Source organism: Bradyrhizobium sp. STM 3566, assembly GCF_045571445.1.
In the GTDB taxonomy this organism is placed as follows: Bacteria; Pseudomonadota; Alphaproteobacteria; order Rhizobiales; family Xanthobacteraceae; genus Bradyrhizobium; species Bradyrhizobium vignae.
Genome location: NZ_CP120692.1, coordinates 5,942,670 through 5,961,588, shown reverse-complemented (window position 1 = coordinate 5,961,588; position 18,919 = coordinate 5,942,670). Strand labels below are relative to the sequence as shown.

Below are 18,919 nucleotides of genomic sequence, written 5' to 3'. Positions count from 1 at the left end.
CCAACTGGGGAATTTTGCGGCGCCACTTCTGAGGAGATTCCGTGCGCCGTTGACACCAGGCGCCGGCGCCGTTCCATGCCGTGCCCCGCGGATGGGCTGGCCCGAGCCTGTTGGCCATGATCATGTTCGAGAAGTTCGGTCAGCACCAGCCTTTGAACCGGCAGGCCGAGCGCTACGAACTGGAAGGCGTGCCGATCGCACTGTCGACCATGGCCGATGCCGTCGACGCGGTCTGTGCCTCGCTGGATCCCCTGCTGCGCCTGCTGGAAGCCCATGTCATGCGGGCCGAGCGCCTTCATGCCGATGATACGACCGTGCCGGTGCTGGCCAAGGGTAAAACCGATACGGGACGATGTTGGATCTATGTCCGGGACGACCGGCCGTTTGGGGGCACGGACCCGCCGGCGGCGATGTTCTATTACTCACGAGACCGCAAGGGCGAGCATCCCCAGGCGCATCTGGCGGGCTATGCCGGCATCCTGCAGGCCGACGCCTATGACGGATATAACCAGCTCTATCTGGCGGGACGCCAGCCAGGCCCGATCCGGGAGGCTGCCTGCTGGTCGCATGGACGGCGCCCGTTCTTTGCCATGGCTGACATCGAAGAGAATGCCCGCCGCAAGGCCGGCGGCAAGAAGGAAATCCCGCTCTCTCCCATCGCGATCGAGGTCGTGCGGAGGATCGATGCACTGTTCGAGATCGAGCGCTCCATCAACGGCAAGAGCGCCGAGGAGCGCCTTGAGTGCGGCAGACGCTGAGCCGGCCCCTGGTCGAGGACCTCCAGGTCTATATGCGGGAGCAGCTTGCCAAGCTGTCTCGGGGGCACGACCTGGCCAAGGCCTTCAACTATATCCTGAAGCGATGGGCGAGCTTTACGCTGTTCCTTCAGGACGGCCGCGTGTGCCTCTCCAACAATGCCGCCGAAAGGGGCTTGCGAGGCATTGCTCTTGGCCGGAAGTCCTGGCTGTTCTGCGGCTCTGATCGCGGAGGGCGGCGCGCCGCAGCTATGTACAGCCTCATCGCCACGGCAAAGATGAACGGCGTCGATCCGCAGGCCTGGCTCACGGATATCCTTGCCCGCATCGCCGCCCACCCAGCTCACCGGCTGGACGTGCTTCTGCCCTGGAATTGGACGCCGGCATCAGCATTCCCTGCTCGAGCGGCATGACCACGCACGTCAACAAGGTTCATCACGTCACCACCCTCGCCCAGGTCGCAAAGGACCTCGGTGAAGACGAAGACTGGCTGCGCGACATTGCCATCGAAATGGAGATCGAGGACGGCCTGATCTGGGTCTATGGCGTCGGCGAAGATGGTGTGCAGGCGTTCACCGACTTTGGCATCGAAAACCTGATCGCGCTCATCAGGTTCTACAAAGAAAACCCGAAGCTGCTCACACGTTGGCAACGGAAATGATCCAACCAGCCTGCGGCCTACGCCGGATGCGTACAGCTCGCCTAGCATCCGCTCCAGAGGTTCAGCGGAGCCTTCGCGAGGAGGGCGGTTTAGGGCGCCTCGGGGTTTTCCCTTCGGACCCGGCACGGTCTGAGGCTCGGTGGCAGCCGGTGGCCCTGTCACGACGTCTCCAGAGGCATGAGCGAGCAAGGTGGTGAGGTGGACTTGGCCGGTCAGCTACTCGATCCGGGTGGTCCGCCGGCGCAAGCTGGCGTGCCTGCGCCGATTTGTCCAGCCGAAGGTCGATCCGAGCCAAATGTTGAATTTGACCGCGACATGCGCCGTCGGGAGCGCGACCGTGGTCGGTTGTCCGGGCGAATTTGGGGACCTGCGAACTCACAAAATTGGCGTCCCTATGGGCTGCAAGTGTAAGCGCTTAGCCGTGACCCACCGTCCGCGATCGTTGGCCGAACGAACTTGCAACCTTCGAGGCGTTTGGGCCAGAATTGGACGTACATCCTTGCTTCGTAGCGTTGGCCAACCCAGTTGACTACCAGCTGCCAGCGACTTTGTCGAACGGTCAATGCTTCGGCAGGCCAACCTTCCGCAATGAGTACCCATCACGGCCAGACAATGGGGTTGAAGCGCATGCCGCGGCGGACCATTTCGGCGCGGAGCGCCTCTGCGCGCTGTCTCGCTGCGTCCCCGGTAAGTCGATAGCGGAGACCAAGGGCTTGGTCGGCTTCGATCTCCCGTCGAATATTCTCGTAGGAATGAAGGAGAGAATTGTCGCTCAGTTTTCCGAGCTCGGTAGGGACGAATGCAGTGATGGTTGCTCGCGAACGCGTCGGAGAATGTCCTCTAACGATTTATCGTTGTGAATAGGCTGAAAGGACCGTTGTTCTAATGCCTTAAGTTTGCAGATTCTGGCTCGTTTGCGCTACCACGCAGAAGATGAGGAATAGCGGCAGACATCAGGTGGCTTGAATCAAACGGCGCCCAACTGGACGCTCGCCCTCGGCACAGCTGCTCGTAAGCATCGGCGGCTGAGAGGTCGTGATCGATCTCAAGACAGCCGGGAGTTGCCTTGGGCCGCCACCCTCATCAGTCTACGAACCTTACGCCAATGCAGTTGCCGCTCGCCCAAATCAGGCGACAGTCCCTGATGGCGCGACTTTCGACAATCATTTGTCGGCGAGTGCGCCAGTTTCGCAGCCTGCGACACCAGTTGCCAATTCGGCGAGGACGGTGAATGTGGAAGTTACTTATGAAACCTTCCGCCTTGCTTCGTCGTATTATCCTGGTTCGACTGAAACGAAGCAGTTGGCTCCTCCGTTCAAAGTGATCGCGAGCGAGCGAGACCAACGACAATGCATGCCGCAACCTCTACCAGGTGACACACGGGGGCTGCATGAGGCAATTGGAGCGGTGCAAGCAGTGATTGAGGTCGCATCGCTGTCGACGAGTAGCGTGGCGCTGTACTGGCGGGTCGAGCCGGGTGAGCGACCTGCTCCGGAGGAAGTCCGGGAAGCCGCGCATTGGCTGGAAATGCTGGCAGATGCCCTAGAGACGGACGCTGTGTGCAAGCAACGGCCTCATTGATTAGGCGGAGCCGAAGATTGCGGGTGCGATGCTGCTACTCTGCTGTTGCTTCGCACCTCGCTTCGGGCCTCCGTAGTCGGAATGAAGCTATCCTTGAGTGCATGCCCGGATTTCAGAGCTCGGCGATCAGATCTTTCACCGCGGCTGGCGTATCGGTAGTCCACTTCCGAGACGTTGGTTCCTGATCTCGCGGAGGAGCAACAAGCGTTTCGTTTGTGCGGCGCTGAGCAGGCCTTCGAACAGGACCAGGACCTCGCGCGCTTGGACGTAGACTTCGGTGGTGACGGCGTCTTGATCGAAGCCATGGGTGGCGAGGCGCGCCTCGATCTCGGTGGCAGCGATCGGGTCAGTCCGCCAGCTCAGTGCATTTTGCTGCGTGTAGGACTCGGCCCGGTCTTCGAAGTCGGGATCGATTCCGATCATATCGATGCGCCGCAGCGCAAGGTCCCAAGATGGCCTGCCGCAGCGCGTTGTAATGTGCGAGCTGTTCGCCGGGCAGCAGCAGGGGCGGCGGCGCCAGGGCGGCAAACTCAGCCGGCAGCGCCGTGGCGGTCAGCTCGCACGCGGTTTGGAAGGGGCCGTTCATCGGGATGCGGCCTCCGCGCCCAGGTTGGCGAGGACGGCTGCGGCACCGACCGCGCTGTCGGCCCGACCATGGACCGGGCTCGCCGCCCACAGCTCCTGCGCGAGCGGCAGTGGCGCGATCTGCAGGTTCGCCCACCAGGCCCTTTCGTTGCCGTGCCGATGCAAAGCCTGGTGGTGAAGTCGACAGAGCGGGACCGTAAACTCGTCGCTGACCTTGCGCCCCAGTGCTCTCGGTTGCGCGAACTTAATGTGGTGGGCATCGGATGGGATTCGCTTGCAGACAAGGCAGGGCTGTTCTCGAATGAACAGCAGATGCGCCTTGCTGCGTTTGCCTGGAGGCTCCTTCGGGAAAGCAAGGCCAGTTTGTTGCGTTTCAGCCTCGGAGGCGCGAGCTTCGCTCGCCTCGCCAACGACCTGCGGTTTGACCGGCAGCTGTTCGCCAGACAATGCGTCTTCGTGTTGAGCCGGGTTGGGCTCGGGATTGCCCGCTGCCTCGAACCTCTTCCGGTAGGCCGCCTCGACCAGTCGCGCGTCCGCTTCCACGAGGGTGCTCTTGAGTGGAAGGCTGGTCTTGGCCCAAGTGAGGAGACCTTCGTCGTCGGCAACCTCGCCGAGCTGGCTCAACAAGCGCTCCCGCAGCTCGGCCGACAAGGTCTCGTTGAGCACAGGTGACCTGTTCAGTACATCCTTGACCGGTTTTGCTCTCGGTCCCGGCAGAATCTTCGGTTCGATGAGGTCGGCAGCCGTCGCGACGGCGTCCGGTGCATCCAGATCATCCTCGCCAGCAATACCGACTAGCGTGAACAGTGCATACCGCCGGGCATAGGTCAGCGCAGCCCCCATCCTGTGTGGCGCGGCGGTTTCGCTGACCGGGCACACCGGCCAGTCCGACGCAATCCATTCGCCGGAGGAGTGGAGCAGGGTGGTTGTCAGCTTGATTAGCCCGCTCTCGCGATCAATGGCAGTGGCCTGCACGGTGGCGATCTCGTGTCGGGTGAGGCACTTGCGCACGATCTCAAGGCCGCTGGCGAGGGAGGCATAGCGGAAGGTGCGGCTCTCTTCGCGCGGGAAGGGTGACACGATCGTAGCCGTCAAGGATCTTTCCGGGTTTTCAAGCTCAGCCTGCGCCTTGGCCAACGCGCCGGCGATGTGACAGATACTCGCGCTGTATCGCTGCATCGCTGTCTCCTGTGTTCGGCTGTTCAGCCATCAAGGAGCTCCAGCTGAATTGCCAAGATGAGTCCGGCGACGACCAGCTGGTGCTCCAGATGACAGATCAGATTGAGAAGAATGTGGTCCTGCCCGCAGCTGGACTTGAAGCCGCGCAGTTTGGCCCAGAGCTCCTCGCATAACTCGAACGCCTCCTGGTACGTCTCCGGCGGATCACGCGAGGGATCGAGATGAATGAAGTCAAAGGGCGGCTGCATCGGCAGAGCCTTCCGAACTGTGCGAGCGGCGTGCAAGCGACGGCCGGTCGTTGGGCTTGGGGAAGGCCACCTATGCGATATCGACCAGCTCGAAGGTGATCGCGCCCGCCTTGGAGCGCTTGGCGCGCAAACCGTGGCCGCTCGCCTCCTTGGCGTCTTCCGGCACCAGCGCCTTGAGCTCGGTTTTCGCCCGTTCGTGCTCCAGCGCCGCGGCGCGGGTTTGTCGATAGAGCGCCGCCATTTCCGCCCAGGCGTTGGAGCCCGTCATGTCGACCACCCGGACCGCCGCCAGCCGCGGCCGGGGCGGCTCAATGCCAAACAGCTGCGGCGGCTCGCCGGTTTGCACGCAGCGCCAGAACTTCTTCTCGGCGGTTAGCAACAGATGCTGGTACAGCGGGTCGGCATGGACCTTGATCTCGAGCCATTTGCCGCCACCGGTGATGATCGAAAGCACTGCGGCGCCGGCGGCGACCACCCACATGTTGTGCTGCAGCTGCGCCATATGCTTTTCCGCCGCTCCTTCCTCGGAGAAATTCCAGGGCAGCGCAAACTTGCTTTCGAAGACATCACCGGTTTGGTGCACCCGCCCATCGAGGGTCGCGCCCATCCAGCGGTGGACCGGGTGCAAAACCCGTCGCTGAATATGTTCGATCGTGTGGCCGGTTTGCCGCTGGTACCAGGCTCGATTGAGGGGCTCCGTCGCGGTGCCGAGCTGGACGATGAGATCGCCGGATAAGTCCGCTGGGTCAGCCTCGCCGCGTTTTTCCTGCCAGAGCCTCAGGAGGGCCGCGGCATCACTGCCCATGATGATCCGAGCATCGGAGCCGCCGATGAACGAGCGGCGATTAACTGAATCAGATATTCCTTTAGCTCGGAAATCCATCGGATAGCTCCTCTAGTTGTATGATTTATACAATATCATATAAAAACGTCAAGGGCGCGCATGAGACTTTTTAGTGCTCAAATACGCGCAGCTCGCGCCCTACTCAGGTGGAGTGCGCTCGACCTGGCTAAGGCCTCAAAAGTCGGCGTGGCGACTATCCGCCGAGTAGAGATCATTGATGGAGAGATCCCGGTTACCCCGGCGAACGAGCACGCCCTTCGGCAAGCGCTAGAGACCGCCGGCGTCGAGTTCATCGACGCGAATGGAGGAGGTCCAGGCGTTCGCCTCCGGAAAGCGCCCAACGACAGGCCGCGCCGATAGTGCGCGATCACGCGGTTGGACTTTGGGAGGTCGCGATCCCGATCGCATTCTGCAAAACTGAGTTTAGATGATTGCTCTTTGGTGGTGGCAAGCTCACCGGTAAGAAACTGGTCTTCGGCATCGATGACTTCTTGCCGCGGCTCCAATCCTCCGCAGCCGCAATCGCGGCAGTAGATCAGCATGCGATCTCGCCAGCCGATCAGCGAACCCAGTTTCCGCATATTCCAGAAGCGCGAGATCGACTGTCAAACGTCATCATGACGTAGTTAGCGGTGTTTGAAGCATCGCGGTGATCTATCTCGGACCTGTATGAGGTTGGCCATGCATGCCCGCCACACACATTTCTGTTGAAAACGATCCGAAACCGCGGACGCGGCGACGCATAGACAACTTGTTAAGACGAAGCACTTGAACTGGCCGGTGATACGCGGAACTTCCTCATGGAGAAGCCCAATGTCCCGCAAGCAGCCGCCATCCCATGATCTATTCGACCAGGTTCTCAAAACGATACTGTTGCATCGGAATCGCCCCGCAAGTTCAGAACTTTTCGGGCCGAAATTTTCGCTGAATAGAACATCCCCGTACGCCGATTGAGCGCGTGGACCGGCGCGGCGTTTGCGCATCTGTCGACCGTCTTCGCGCGGGGTGACAAGCCAATTGTGTCAGTTCAGCGATGCTGGTCAGTGGAGAAAAGGTAAATGGATTTCTTGTTTCTGGAAGGCGAAGATCCGCTTGAATTTGCGGTTTTGTTGACGCGATTGACCGACGAGCACATGCCCTGCGGGGCGGACGAAGAGGACTGCGTGCTAACGATGACGCAGTGCATCTGGCGCAAGTACCGCTACCAGCGGCTGCTCAAAACCCGCATGAGCTCCGCGCGGTTCGACCCCAGGCATGCGGCGTATGACGAATCTCAGGGGCTGCAGGTATTCGTCGAGATGCTGGACCGCGCGCATGAGGAGCACGATGTGGAGATAGCGCTCGCGTCTCTGCGCAGCCATGTGACGGGTCACCTCAGCAGACATTGCCCGAGATATAAGTTCAGGACGACCAAAGCATGGATCAAGGCTCTACGCCGCGAAGTCGAGAAGAAGTTTCTGCCTGCACTGGCGCCGCCTTGCGAGGAGGTCCGGATGATGATGGCCGCTGAGTTTCTCAACGACGACGTGCTAGCGCGCGAGCTGGAATTCGAACGCGAATGCGATGCGATGTTCGACCGGGCGCTCGATCGATTGACACGCCTGAAAGCCGCCAAGCGGCGCATCTCCTTGCCGGAGCGCAAGAGCTTCCATGAACAGGGGCCTTCGCGACTCTGCAATCAATTGTTGGCTGCCCTGTTGGAGGTCAAAGATGTCTAAACTGGCGCGCGGTGCAGATTCGATCAATGAAGGAGCGCTCCGGGGCGCCCACCCCGACGCGGACGACCGTCAGGTCAAGGCCGCCCTCAAGCCGCGCGACCGGATCGAGGAAATGTACGCCGAGGATTTGGCGCACAGCGATCGGCAGACCACAATCTTGCAGCGCGCCACCTCTCACGTCATTGCGGCGCGTCAGCGTCAGGCACTTTACAACTTCCTTGCAGAACATCACGAAGCCAACGACGCCGACCGTGTGGCTCTGGTGGAGCGCTGGTCACGTGGCGACCCGAAAGCAAGGGCCGAAGTGGCGGCCGTCCTCAACGAGGCGGGTTTGAGTGAATTCAGCCTGGAGGCAGAGGCGGTACTCGATTCCTTGCCGACATTGCTCGTGCTCGAGCAGTTACAAGCATCAAAGGTCGCGCGCCGCGAGAGGGCGCTCGCCGGACTCGCGTTTTACCGCCGTATGCAGACGCAGGGACAAGCGCTGTCGTCGCCGAAGCATGCCGTTGAATCCGTGTTGCGCTTGCCGGAGCCAGAATGATGACAAGTGACCGGCAACGTGCCGCCAATCGCGCCAACGCGCAGCGCAGTACCGGCCCAAAATCTCGGGCGGGCAAGGCACGGGCCAGTCTCAATGCCTATCGCCATGGTCTCGCCGCTCGAACGGAGATCGGATCTGATCGCGGTCAGCGTATTGACGAACTCGCTCGGCAACTCAGCAACTTGATGCCCGGTCAGATCAGCCTGGCGCACGCCCGCTTGATTGCGCAAGCCGAAATTGACTTGAGCACGGCCCGGGCGGCGGCACGCACGCTGATGAGTCAATTGTGCGGACCGGCACCCGGATGCGATTCGGCGTTAGGCCCGGGATCGCTATCAGACGACGACGGCCGGGTTGGGGCTGTTCACGAACTGAAAATGGTCGAGCGGTACGTCCGTCGTGCCCAGGCGAGGCGCGACAGATCGATCCGCCTTTGCCTGTTCGGCAGAGGCGAGTAGTCGTTTGTTTGCGGCGCCACTGGCAAGTGAGGCGAATTCTGCAGAACGAAGCCAATTTTGTTGAGGAGAATCAAAGTAATCTTCCAAACGGGAGCCCGCGCTCAAGATGCCCATTGGCTGTCCGTCAATCATCAACCGCCAACGATGCCGATCCATGAGCCCGAACGAAATCTGCGATGAAGGACTGTTCGGAGTGCGGCGACCTTCGGTCCAACCAGCACGGGGCGCGGTCGAAGTCGGAGGTGATGCTGAGGTAACAGGATGCGCCTAAGCCGGTATCTGGCCCCGCTTGCAGCCACCGAGCCGAACGGCTCGGGTAACGTTTTCGCAGGATCGGCGACGTAGGATGTAGCTTTACTCGCCGACAGGCCCGCCGTGGGATCGCCCATGACCTCACATTGCGACGATGAATTGACAAGTATCTCGCGAGACATTGCAGCCAAGCAACTCAGCATTGAAAACCAAACCATCTTGATTGAGGTGCTTGAACAGGACGGACACGACATGGTTGAGGAGAGAAGCAGGCTCGCCAAGGCGCGATCCAACCTGGCAAGGCAGATCGCGCGACAACTCAGGCTGCTACAGACGCGATGCACATTGGACGAATGAGTTCGTTGCGGGCAGCACAGAATGATCGAGCGTCGAAAGCGTGAGCGCATCGAGGTGGACGAGGTCGCCTACGTGTTCGGCGACGGCGCCAGTTTGCGTTGTCGCGTGGTCAACATGTCGGATCAAGGCGCAGCAATCGAGCTTCCGTCGAAGCGATACGTGAACTCCACATTCAAGCTGATGCTTGAAAAAGATCGCAGCATTCGAAGTTGCCGATTGATCTGGTCGAGTGGCAATCTGATCGGCGTTGCGTTCGAGAACTCTGGCAACCTTGCGTGAGCAGGCATGATCTGTGCTGTCGCTGGGAGGAATCGGCGATGTCCAACAATAGACTGGAAATACGTCCGTGGTCGCCCGAGGAAGAGGCGCATCTCCGTGCGCTCATCGAAAGCGGTATGACTGCAACCGAGATCGGCCGGCAGTTAGGCCGCACTCGTTTGGCGGTTTACGGTCGATTGCAGCGCTTCCGTAAACAGGAAGGTCGCGTAAGCCGCACCAGCGGGCGCGTTTTCCCGCAATGGGCCGGTTAGTCAAGCCCGAGCCAGGCTGCTAAGTCGGTGCTGGACGACGCTGGTGCACCGCAGACGATTGTGGCAGGATAATACGGCATGCGTTGCGCCATGCCTGTGCTTCCCTCTGGATCGAAAACGGCCACAACCCGAAGCAGATCCAGCGCCTAATGGGGCATAGCTCGATCAAGGGTATTTGACGTCTACGGGCACTTTCTTTCAAACGCTGACGCGGATCAACGCGCCGCCGAAGCACTTCAGGCCCGATTGCTCGGGAGCTAATTTGATGGATTGGTTTAAGTCTCGGTTTCGGCAAAGCAAGGTAATCGCCCCCTCCTGGCCGTTGCATCTCGATGCCAGCTCCGAAGCTGCATTATCTGTGGCTCTTCAAAGCTTACCCGTCGGCGCGAGCGGATGGATTAGCAAGAGCGAGGCGGCCCAACTCTACTCAACCAGCGATGTTGCCTTCGATGAATGGGACAGCGCGGGCATACTCGCGCTTTCCGAATTCGCGGCTTACGAAGAGCACCGCTGCGATTTTCGCTTGGAGTCCGATCGCGTGATCTTCACTCGCACGTGAGCGCCACGCCAGCGCAACACCAAGGAGCTAAGCATGCCCTGACCCGCGATGGCACCAAGACGTTCCAGCGGGTCGTTATTCATCTTCGCATCGAATGTCAGGCTGCACCGGCGAACGGGCCTTTAGGGTTCTTAGAGTTCGTCCGGCTCCGAGGTGCGATAGACTAGCATCCAACTGGCGGACCTTCGCTTGTGGGTACTTTCTGCATTGACGCCAATGTCGCAGAAATATCAACTCGGCGCATGAAGGAAATGCAAGCCCAACTAGACCTGCTGCGCGCGCAAATTGCTGAATGCGAGCGACTTCAGATTGTTGCAAAAAATCAGGCTAAGCGCGACGTATATGCGCGACTGATCGTGCGCTATCGGGCCATCGCTACTGAGCTGGAGCATGCGATAGCAAATCTACCGTCATCTTTCGACACCCTCCTACGCCGCACAGAGGAGGAGTAACACCACCGCACGACGTGCGCCTTGGCCTTAAGTTTGAATTGAGCGATGGGCTAATGCTGGCCTAGTAAACGCACTGTCGGACCCAGTAGCCACCGCTCACCCGTATCCACTGGCATGGGCTCGGCGGGGGCTCTTTGATGATCGGCCACCCATGAATATCGATGTCAGTTGGCGCGGTGATGCCGCGCCAAAAGACAGCATTCGCTTTGGACGAATGGCAAACCAAACCTCCGGCGAGGCAGACAGCGGCTACGCTGCACAGCAGGAAACGGCTCATTTGTCTGATCCCGGTGAGACGTTGAACCCTTGCCGATGCTACGCGAGCCGCCGGGTTTTATCCACACCCACGAGGAGAAGTATGCCACTCCGGGGGGCGACGGGCCGTTGCCGCTATGTTGCGTTGCGAAGTGCGCGTTTGTGAGATCAGGCGCCTCGCTCCTAATTCGGTCCTTCGAAACAGTTCATTAGCTTTCACGTGGCTTGCTAGGAACGTGCCGATTACCGCCGATTGCGGCACATTGGAATGGGAATGCCGGCCCCGGCTGTTTCTCCCGACCTGCGGCTGGGGCCGTTTTTGAACTTTTGCTGTTCGTTCAACCCGGTCCATAACTATGTTTAGAGGCGCTGCCACAGCGCTGTTTGGGAATGGGTATCTTTTCGCAGCTTGATCGAGCGTTCTTCTATGGCCGCCATACCGACGCCGCGCTCAAGCTTGCGCGGGAGATTGGCCGAGGCTTTGGGCTGTAGGTCCGCCGCGCTGCGCTCAACACCGCTCGCGGGGACTACTTCTTCAACGGCAGTCCCAACGTTCGTGCCATGCGCCTCACCGATCCAGCATGGCGGCCGAGTTCGGCGGCTATCTTCGACGTGCCAAATCCCTGCCGGGCGAGCCTGACCAATCGTCCGATCTCCTGCTCGGCCCGTTGCTTTGGCTTCGGTGTTTTCATGATGCGGCGCTCGATCCGCACCAGTTAACCAGCGAGCGAAAATTAGCCTGAGAGACGGGGCGCGCGTGATGCTGCGGGACCAAGCCGGTAGCGTTGCCGAACAGGCCGAACTTGCGGGACGAAAACGACCCGAAAGGCAAGTGAAAGGAACGCGCTGTCACAACGGGACCTTGGCATGGCCCATTTTAATACTGTCATCATTTATGGGTTGTATGTTCCTACCTTGGATTGCATATTTTTCCCGTTGTCGACCACCTATTGCTTTCAACAATCATGGTTTGGGCAGCAATGAGTAATCGAGGTCGAGTTTACAACTATTCGACTATTCTGGGCGAGCGGGTCGAGCGACTGGTCGCACTTTTTCGAGAACTGCAGACCCTCCGGCGTCGCCTCCGAGCCGCGCAGGCGAGAACGATTGCGAGGACTGGCCGTATCTCTAAAGCCAGTCGTCGAAGGAGAGTGGTTCGTCGGAGATAGCTCTTGCGAGCTCGTAGAGCCGTGCAGTGCGATGATCGAACTTGCCACTTCCGCTTTCTAGGAAGCTCACGCCAGATCGCTCGACTGCGACCTCATTATCCGGTACCCGCCCAGCACCGAAGCGTCGGAGCCACAGTCGCACAGCTCTTTGGATCGGTGCACGATTGTTAATTTGCGTCGCGCGCGCGATTCAGGCCTGCTCTCTCCTAACCAACCAGACAAATAGATGGGGGCGGCGAGAATGATCATACGGGCCGGGGCTATTGTTGCTTTGTTGCTGATTCCGCTGGGGTCCGAAGCCTTCGCTTCGCGTCACCACAGGCCCACGGGGCGCATCTCGTGCAGCGAGGTCAGATACTACGTCGCGAAATATTCGGCACAAGTGGCCGAGATGTACGCACGCAATCATGGCGCTACTGACGCACAGATCGAACGGGCGCGACGTTGCTTGCCCTCAAACGAGACTGCAGAAACCGAGCGACCACGCGCTTATACCGATTAAGGTCGTAGATCAGCCCCGATGGAAGTGCTCTTGTGCGTCGTTTGCTACACCAGGATGTAGAGCTGATTGCTAACATTGCCGATGATCTCGACCTGCCAACGCTCCACGATTGCGCCCTGCAAACCATGGACCGCATCCTTCAGCTTAAATCGATCGCCTGTCAGGAAAGTGCTCTACACGGCCTTGGACACTGGCACCGCGACTACAGGGAGAAGGTCAGCCACATCATCGATCGCTTCTGCGAGGCGCATTCCGGGATCGACCCGCGCCTGTCGGCCTACACCCAATCGGCTCGGTGTGGATGCGCCTACGATCCGCGGGCCATGGTTGCGCCCGCCGGCGTTGAGTGCATCATCGCGACTCAGACAGAGGCGCCGCATAGCCCAAAACTGGGCCTACGTACTCATGATCGGCTTGCCGGCTGATGTCCGCTCAAGCTCCAACAGCAGTCGAAGTGTGGGCATCTGCCGAGGTCGGTACCACTCGAGCATAAGGGCCTAGAAATCCGAGATGGGCCAATGCCAAGTCGGCATAAAGTCGCAATGGAGCGACCTCTAGTTTACGAGCTTGCGATTGCTGGCAATCCTATCTTCGTTGCAACGAGCAGATCGTAATTGTCTGCAAGTCTAAGGTACATCCCACGCAGCCCTCATCTGACGTACCAAACGCTAGGGTTCGGTACTCCTCGGCTACGTGCCGATGCCGGGCAGCTTCCGCCATGTAATCCGTGCCCATCGCAAGCTTCCTGGGAGGACCATCCCTCCGAGGAGACCATTGCGATAGATCGATGAGCAGGCCCATCATCGGCCGGCGTGTACGGGCCGGACGTTGGCTCGAGCTGCACTATGCGCGGCTGCTGGGAGGAAAAGGCTCGCTTCCGGAGTAGACCACATCGGCCCCAGCCTGGAGGTTTTTCCGGATCGAAAAACGGAGCTGGGACCGAGAGGTCTGCCGCTGTCTGGTCGGCAAACACAGCTTCATCCCAAGAAATCGTCCGCTTGGGATTCAAATTTGTGAATCCGAGTCCATGGCATATTTCTGCCCGTGGGGACGAGCTGGCAACAGGTCGTGGGAACGATGGCACGCAAGACCAACAGTCGAACTGAGAGCAGGCAGGATCGCTCCTGGCCGCCCGCCGCGGTCGCAAGCCATGGGCGACGCGGCTAGCGCTTCCTGCTAGTGGGCTTGCCTCGGCGGGGGCGCTTCTTCGGCTTGGGCCTTATTGGTTTATCGCTCTGTTCAGCCGCGAGAACTCGGGCTCGGATTTCCTCTAATTCAACCAGTGCAGAAACGATGCTCTGAAGACGTTCGCGAATTGCAGCAGCAGGTATCACCGCTCGACCGCGGGTGCTCATGGACGCCCCCAACTATTCTTCTTTGGCGCCGCCGTTGGGCACCCGCTCGAAGTCTTCCCTTTTCGGCGAACCTAGTCCTTAACAAATTTAAACGACGACTACCGCGTCCCAGCCAGGTCGATTTGTTCCCGGAGGGAACACTGCAGCATCCTGTCAACCGCGTATTCTCGATCCGTGCGTAAGGTGTCCAAGCGCCGGCAGAAAGCAGAACGGCGTAAAGTTTATGCACGACCAGGACCTGCTTTCCGCCAGCTCGACCTTCTCGCGACTGTGGAGCAGCAGGAGCGCGCCAGGGTCGCCGCGCGGGACGATGAGGGTGAGCGCTCAAATCGCCTGAGAGGTTATGGAGCGCATTCACGGCCGCGTGTATGAAGCCATTTGAGGCCGCCAACGAAGCGAAGCTGAAACAACGCAATCCGATGCTGTGCTGGTAACGCCCGTTGCGGGAGGCTCAATGCGTAGCCTGATTTTCGGTGCGGCTCTCCTAGTGCTCGCAACCATCGGATGCTCGACGTTTATTTCGGCTGCCCTTTCCGCAGCACGGGATGCAAAGGCCGCAACATTCTCCGAGCGGTTCGCGCCAGCAATCAAGGTTCCCTCAAGCAGCTAGTCCTGCCAGGCGAACCGGCGAGCGGATTGCGAGGCCTTAATGGGGAGCTTTGTCTTCGCGCTTGAGGAGCTCCAGTCGGCGCTCTAGCTCTTCCTTCTTCGCCAAAAGCCTCCCGGCCAGAACATCATTGACGAGGGTGTGAAGTTGCCAGAGCTCTTCAAGAGCCATGCTCTCGAAAGGCTTCCGTTCCATGAATCCCCCCGACTCGCGTATGGCACAAGGCTAGCGCGAAATAAAAAACGGTGCCACTTTTTCCCGCCGAGATGGAGTGAAAGAGGTGCCGACTCCCCCGTTACTTTATTCTCGAATTGATTCGTCGTTGTTCGCCACAAGCTTCGTGAGCCTCAGCGAGCTTTCAGTAGCTGTCGCGGGCCATCTCGGCCTTCATGATCTCGGCCAGTCCCGCGCACTCTTCGGCCCGATCTCTGAGCCGTTTAGGCGCAGCACGATCCATTCGGCAAGAGCCAAGCTCGGAAACGCATCCCACCACATATAGCAAATACCGTTGAGTGCGTTGCTCGCGGCTTGGCTGAGGTGAGACAGGCGAGGCTTGCAACGAGGCTCGAACACTTTGGCAAATAGAGAAGCGACAGACCTGACGCACCGAACACGGCCTTCGACCGGAACACCAGTTGAACAGAGCCACCGGCGATCGCCGGCGGCATTGGTATTCACAAGGTAGGTTAGGCCCTGCGCGATTTGGCTGTCGGCAAATCCCTGTAGCGCCGGCTGCCCGATTTCGACAAAGGGAAATGGTCGATGACGAAAGCAAAAAAGACAACTTCACACGTTTGCGCGGAGTGCCAAGCCTGGATACGAACGCACTAGACAAGGGCGCGCTGAGGTCGGCACGCTCGCCGTCTTGAAGGCGCCTCCACGTTAGCTTTCAGAGGAATCGGCTGAGCCCTTTCCTGGTTGCTGCCCTTGGTCGCGAAGTTGCTCGAGCCTGCTTTCGAGGAGTTCCTTCTTAGCGGCTATCCTCGCGGCCAGCACTGAATCGACGTCCTGGTGCAGCTCCCACAACTCGTCAATGGACATATCCTGGAGCTGCTTTCGGTCAATCATTGCACTGGAACGCGTGTCTCAACGGGCTGCTTCGGCCTCGGTCTTAGGCCGGTCTAATATAGGACTCGCCGGAACGCCCTGTTATGGCGAGCCAAATACCAGTCTTGTGATTCTCAGCCGGTCAGAGCCTTGACCCACTGCTCTTCGCCTGAGCCGCCTTCGCATTCGAGGGTGACAACCGGCCCGTCGCCCAGAGCAAGCTTGACATTTCTTGCGTTAGTAAGGCTTCTTATGAGTCGTTCCGATCCCGAGATTGAGCCCTCAGCAAGTACGGGATCACCCTCAGGAGAAACGGTGAGCCAGTAAGAGACTCTCTCGTTGCGCCCGTCTATGATGATGGTCCCTTCGCCGATTAGATCATCGGTTGTCTCGTCATGCACGTCCATCGTTCACCCTCCAATCGGAGAAGCCCAGGCATCGCTCGCTTCTTGGTCGATGTACGTGGTGGGCATCCTGCCTGCTTTCGGCCACCCTGCGAACGAACCTGCTGTAGCGGTTGCCATGTTGTTTCTAGTCGGAAGCCGACAATCTGGACGCACCGTCGCGCAAATTTGGCCATGCGCAGCCGCATGCTGAAGCTGCGACGGAGCGCCTTTCGCAGCCCAACTCAATAAGCGGACTGTGCTGGTGACCTTCAATGGCGAGCCCGCGCCTGGCGGGCTCCGACTTGGTGCGCGCGAGCCTCATCTTATGTGGCCACGGCCCTTCTCTCGATTGCCCTCCCGGAATTTGACCCTCAGGCGGATTAATCAGTCTCGCGTTTGGCCGGCCGATGCCACATCCGAGCCCGTCGTGGGACGACATCGAAGCGACGTCACCCGAGATCCGGACGGCGCGAACCGAAATCAGCATCGTGAGAAGTCGATCTTGGCCAGCGCTTCACCCGGGTTATCGGCTTTGCCGCAGTCGCCGGACGGCTTGAGATTGCAGTCGTCTTTCGACGGCCGGCCGTAGTCCTTGCGTGGATGGCAGTCGTCGTTGGCGTCCCTCGAGCCAGGATCGCGCTTCGTGCAATCGTCCGTGGCACCCCCGGGGCAGGCATCGTGAGCGTGCGCGGTCTCGGTCGATTTCGCACCTTCGGCGGCAAACTCGGCGGCCCCGACATCTCGCTCAGGCGCCGCTGCTGGTCTGTCGCTTGTCGTTCCGACCCGAAATGGCTTCGCCGCCGCGCCAAGACGGATGAACATATCCGCTCCGTGGGTGATCTCGGGTCGGTGCGCCACGCTCACCCGCGTCATGTTTAGATGCCGAAGATTCGCATTGATTTCCTTCTCCTTCTCGGTGTCGAGATGTGCCGTGCCTTCGTCCAGAAACAGGATCTTCGGTCGCCTATAGAGCGCACGCGCAAGTAGTACTCGCTGCTTCTGCCCGCTGGATAACGAGCTTCCCATGTCGCCGATGAGGCTGTTGTAGCTCATCGGCATTGCCATGATGTCGTCGTGGATCCCGGCAATCCGCGCGCACTCGATCATCCCCTGCAGATCGAATGTCGTATCAAAGAAGCAGATATTGTCGGCAATCGACCCCGACAGCAATTGATCCTCCTGCATCACCGCGCCAATTTGCTCGCGATAGACGCGCGCTCCGATCTGGCTCAGCGGAAGGCCGTCGATCAGAACCTCTCCGCTTGTCGGCTCGAGCAGCCCAAGCATAATCTTGACAAGAGTTGACTTGCCGCAGCCCGAGGGTCCCATGATCGTCACGAATTGTCCGGGAGCAACGCACAGATTGACGTTGTTGAGAATCAGAGGCTCTCCTTCTGCATACCGGAAGCACACGTTACGCAGTTCGATCGCGCCGCGAATCTGTCGGACATAGGACGGGTCCAGGTCGTGCCCCCGCTCGAGCGGGGTGAGCGCAATGTCGGCAAGACGCTCCAGGTGCAGTCCGAGAATGCGGACATCCACCAGCTTCTCGATCAACAGCGCTGTCCGCTCAGCGAACTGCAGCTTGTAGCTGACGAACGCGAATATCATGCCAACCGTGATGAGGTTGTCCAGTGCGAGACGAGCGGCAAGGTAGATCGTGATCACGTTCTCCAAGCCAAATATCGTGTCGTTCATGGCTTTGAAGCTGATCCTCGCCCGCCCTAGCCGCACGTTGGCATTAATATACGCAGCATAGCGGTTCAGCCACTGGCCCTCCCGCTCGTTCTCTCGGTTGAGCAACTTTAGGCTTTGCACCGCTCGCACGGTTTCGATGAAGGTGGAGTTCTCGTCTGCCTTGCTGTGAATGGCGGCTTCGCTCCGTTGTCGGAACATGCCGAAGAGAGCGAGCCGCAGGGCGGCATACAACGCGAACGCCAGCAGGACGACAAGTCCGAGCTGGACGCTGTAGGTGAACATCAACGCCAGCATCAACACCGACATGAGACCGTCGATCAGCCCCGTGATCAATCCCTCCGCGAGCACGTTGCGGATGGGTTCGATCGAGTTGAAGCGAGACAGGATGTCGCCGATGTGCCGCTTTTCGAAGAATGAGAGTGGTAAGCGCACCAAATGATGAAACAGCCGCGCGCCGATTTGAAAGCTCAACGTGTTCTGCAGAACAAGAATGATGAACGAGCGGGTCGCGGTCGACGCGACCCGTATCAGGAGAAGGAGCGCGAATCCTAGCCCGAGTACGACCAGCAGATCGACATCTCCTCTGGCGATGACCTCGTCAACGGTGAGTTGCATATAGAAAGGGGCGGCGAGTAGAAGAATTTCGATGACTACCGACAGAACTAATATTTGGGCGAGAGCATAATTGCCTCCGTTCATTCCGCTCCAGAACACCGAGAACGGCAGCCGCACTCTTTCATCCGTGCGACAGAACTTTTCAGTGGGCGAGAGTTCGAGCGCGACCCCGGTGAGGTGTCTAGACGCTTCAGTGAGGGGGAGCCATTTTTCGCCGGCTGCCGGATCGTGCACCACGATCCCTTTCCTCCTGTATGCTTTCAGAACAACGAAATGAGCCATGTCCCAATGCAGAATGGCCGGCACACGTAATTGGCAGAGGTGGTCGATCTCGATTCGCAGCGGCCGACATGCCAGCCCGAGGTGAGCTGCAATCTGCATGAGGTCGCGAAGAGTGACGCCCTTCAGGGACACCGGATGCCGGCGCCGCAGGCTGTTCAGGTCAGTTCGATGACCATGATAAGATGCTACCATGGCGAGGCATGCGAGCCCGCACTCCGTCGCCTCCGTCTGCCGGATGACTGGGAGGGATCTGCGTCCGCTGAAATTCAAAAGTCCCTGCATG

General features: G+C 59.5%; 19 protein-coding genes and 1 pseudogene. 13 read left to right on the top strand and 7 right to left on the bottom strand.

The features are described from left to right. Window positions 1-56 precede the first annotated feature (56 nt). From tnpC to P6U27_RS28730, 3 genes and pseudogenes are all read left to right on the top strand, one after another. A pseudogene (gene tnpC, locus P6U27_RS28740) lies at window positions 57-1,168 on the top strand (IS66 family transposase); the annotation flags it as partial. Beyond that, window positions 1,165-1,416 (top strand): hypothetical protein, encoded by a 252-nt coding sequence (locus P6U27_RS28735; RefSeq protein ID WP_407192924.1) that lies wholly within the window; start codon window positions 1,165-1,167, stop codon window positions 1,414-1,416. The pseudogene tnpC and the gene P6U27_RS28735, both read left to right, overlap by 4 nt. A gap of 1,035 nt (window positions 1,417-2,451) precedes the next feature. Further along, window positions 2,452-2,997, top strand: a complete 546-nt coding sequence (locus P6U27_RS28730; protein WP_407192923.1) for a hypothetical protein — start codon at window positions 2,452-2,454, stop codon at window positions 2,995-2,997. 135 nt (window positions 2,998-3,132) lie between these two features. On the opposite strand, the gene P6U27_RS28725 is transcribed toward P6U27_RS28730, so the two are convergent. The 4 genes from P6U27_RS28725 to P6U27_RS28710 form a co-directional block, all read right to left on the bottom strand. After that, window positions 3,133-3,420 (bottom strand): hypothetical protein, encoded by a 288-nt coding sequence (locus tag P6U27_RS28725; RefSeq protein ID WP_407192922.1) that lies wholly within the window; start codon window positions 3,418-3,420, stop codon window positions 3,133-3,135. Between the two features lie 159 nt (window positions 3,421-3,579). Then, window positions 3,580-4,761 (bottom strand): ERF family protein, encoded by a 1,182-nt coding sequence (locus P6U27_RS28720; protein WP_407192921.1) that lies wholly within the window; start codon window positions 4,759-4,761, stop codon window positions 3,580-3,582. A 23-nt stretch (window positions 4,762-4,784) separates the two neighbouring features. Beyond that, window positions 4,785-5,009, bottom strand: coding sequence for a hypothetical protein (locus tag P6U27_RS28715; protein ID WP_407192920.1), 225 nt, complete (start codon window positions 5,007-5,009; stop codon window positions 4,785-4,787). A gap of 70 nt (window positions 5,010-5,079) precedes the next feature. After that, a complete protein-coding gene (locus tag P6U27_RS28710; RefSeq protein ID WP_407192919.1) occupies window positions 5,080-5,892 on the bottom strand; it encodes a YqaJ viral recombinase family protein in 813 nt (270 codons plus the stop codon). 1,019 nt (window positions 5,893-6,911) lie between these two features. Between P6U27_RS28710 and P6U27_RS28705 the strand changes: the two genes are divergently transcribed. The 10 genes from P6U27_RS28705 (at window position 6,912) to P6U27_RS28660 (ending at window position 13,071) form a co-directional block, all read left to right on the top strand. Further along, a complete protein-coding gene (locus P6U27_RS28705; RefSeq protein WP_407192918.1) occupies window positions 6,912-7,571 on the top strand; it encodes a hypothetical protein in 660 nt (219 codons plus the stop codon). Next, on the top strand, window positions 7,564-8,112 hold the full coding sequence (locus tag P6U27_RS28700) for a hypothetical protein (protein WP_407192917.1): 549 nt from the start codon (window positions 7,564-7,566) through the stop codon (window positions 8,110-8,112). The genes P6U27_RS28705 and P6U27_RS28700 overlap by 8 nt, the downstream gene beginning before the upstream one ends. Beyond that, complete coding sequence (locus tag P6U27_RS28695; RefSeq protein WP_407192916.1) at window positions 8,109-8,570, top strand: hypothetical protein; 462 nt, start codon at window positions 8,109-8,111, stop codon at window positions 8,568-8,570. The genes P6U27_RS28700 and P6U27_RS28695 overlap by 4 nt, the downstream gene beginning before the upstream one ends. Before the next feature lie 663 nt (window positions 8,571-9,233). Further along, window positions 9,234-9,458, top strand: a complete 225-nt coding sequence (locus P6U27_RS28690; protein WP_407192915.1) for a PilZ domain-containing protein — start codon at window positions 9,234-9,236, stop codon at window positions 9,456-9,458. A 38-nt stretch (window positions 9,459-9,496) separates the two neighbouring features. Then, entirely contained in the window at window positions 9,497-9,709 is a 213-nt protein-coding gene (locus P6U27_RS28685; RefSeq protein WP_407192914.1) for a GcrA family cell cycle regulator, read from the top strand. An 83-nt stretch (window positions 9,710-9,792) separates the two neighbouring features. Beyond that, entirely contained in the window at window positions 9,793-9,888 is a 96-nt protein-coding gene (locus P6U27_RS28680) for a hypothetical protein (RefSeq protein ID WP_245163417.1), read from the top strand. An 86-nt stretch (window positions 9,889-9,974) separates the two neighbouring features. After that, complete coding sequence (locus P6U27_RS28675) at window positions 9,975-10,268, top strand: hypothetical protein (RefSeq protein ID WP_129145641.1); 294 nt, start codon at window positions 9,975-9,977, stop codon at window positions 10,266-10,268. A gap of 191 nt (window positions 10,269-10,459) precedes the next feature. Continuing rightward, window positions 10,460-10,720 (top strand): hypothetical protein, encoded by a 261-nt coding sequence (locus P6U27_RS28670; RefSeq protein WP_160118877.1) that lies wholly within the window; start codon window positions 10,460-10,462, stop codon window positions 10,718-10,720. An 836-nt stretch (window positions 10,721-11,556) separates the two neighbouring features. Continuing rightward, on the top strand, window positions 11,557-11,718 hold the full coding sequence (locus P6U27_RS28665; RefSeq protein WP_407192913.1) for a hypothetical protein: 162 nt from the start codon (window positions 11,557-11,559) through the stop codon (window positions 11,716-11,718). 960 nt (window positions 11,719-12,678) lie between these two features. After that, complete coding sequence (locus tag P6U27_RS28660) at window positions 12,679-13,071, top strand: hypothetical protein (protein WP_407192912.1); 393 nt, start codon at window positions 12,679-12,681, stop codon at window positions 13,069-13,071. A 1,576-nt stretch (window positions 13,072-14,647) separates the two neighbouring features. On the opposite strand, the gene P6U27_RS28655 is transcribed toward P6U27_RS28660, so the two are convergent. From P6U27_RS28655 to P6U27_RS28645, 3 genes are all read right to left on the bottom strand, one after another. Continuing rightward, window positions 14,648-14,803: a hypothetical protein gene (locus P6U27_RS28655; protein ID WP_160118875.1), complete on the bottom strand. Its 156-nt coding sequence runs from the start codon at window positions 14,801-14,803 to the stop codon at window positions 14,648-14,650. A 986-nt stretch (window positions 14,804-15,789) separates the two neighbouring features. After that, window positions 15,790-16,062 (bottom strand): hypothetical protein, encoded by a 273-nt coding sequence (locus P6U27_RS28650; RefSeq protein ID WP_122404969.1) that lies wholly within the window; start codon window positions 16,060-16,062, stop codon window positions 15,790-15,792. Window positions 16,063-16,521: 459 nt separating this feature from the next. Then, a complete protein-coding gene (locus P6U27_RS28645) occupies window positions 16,522-18,918 on the bottom strand; it encodes a peptidase domain-containing ABC transporter (RefSeq protein ID WP_407192911.1) in 2,397 nt (798 codons plus the stop codon). Window position 18,919: the final 1 nt, after the last annotated feature.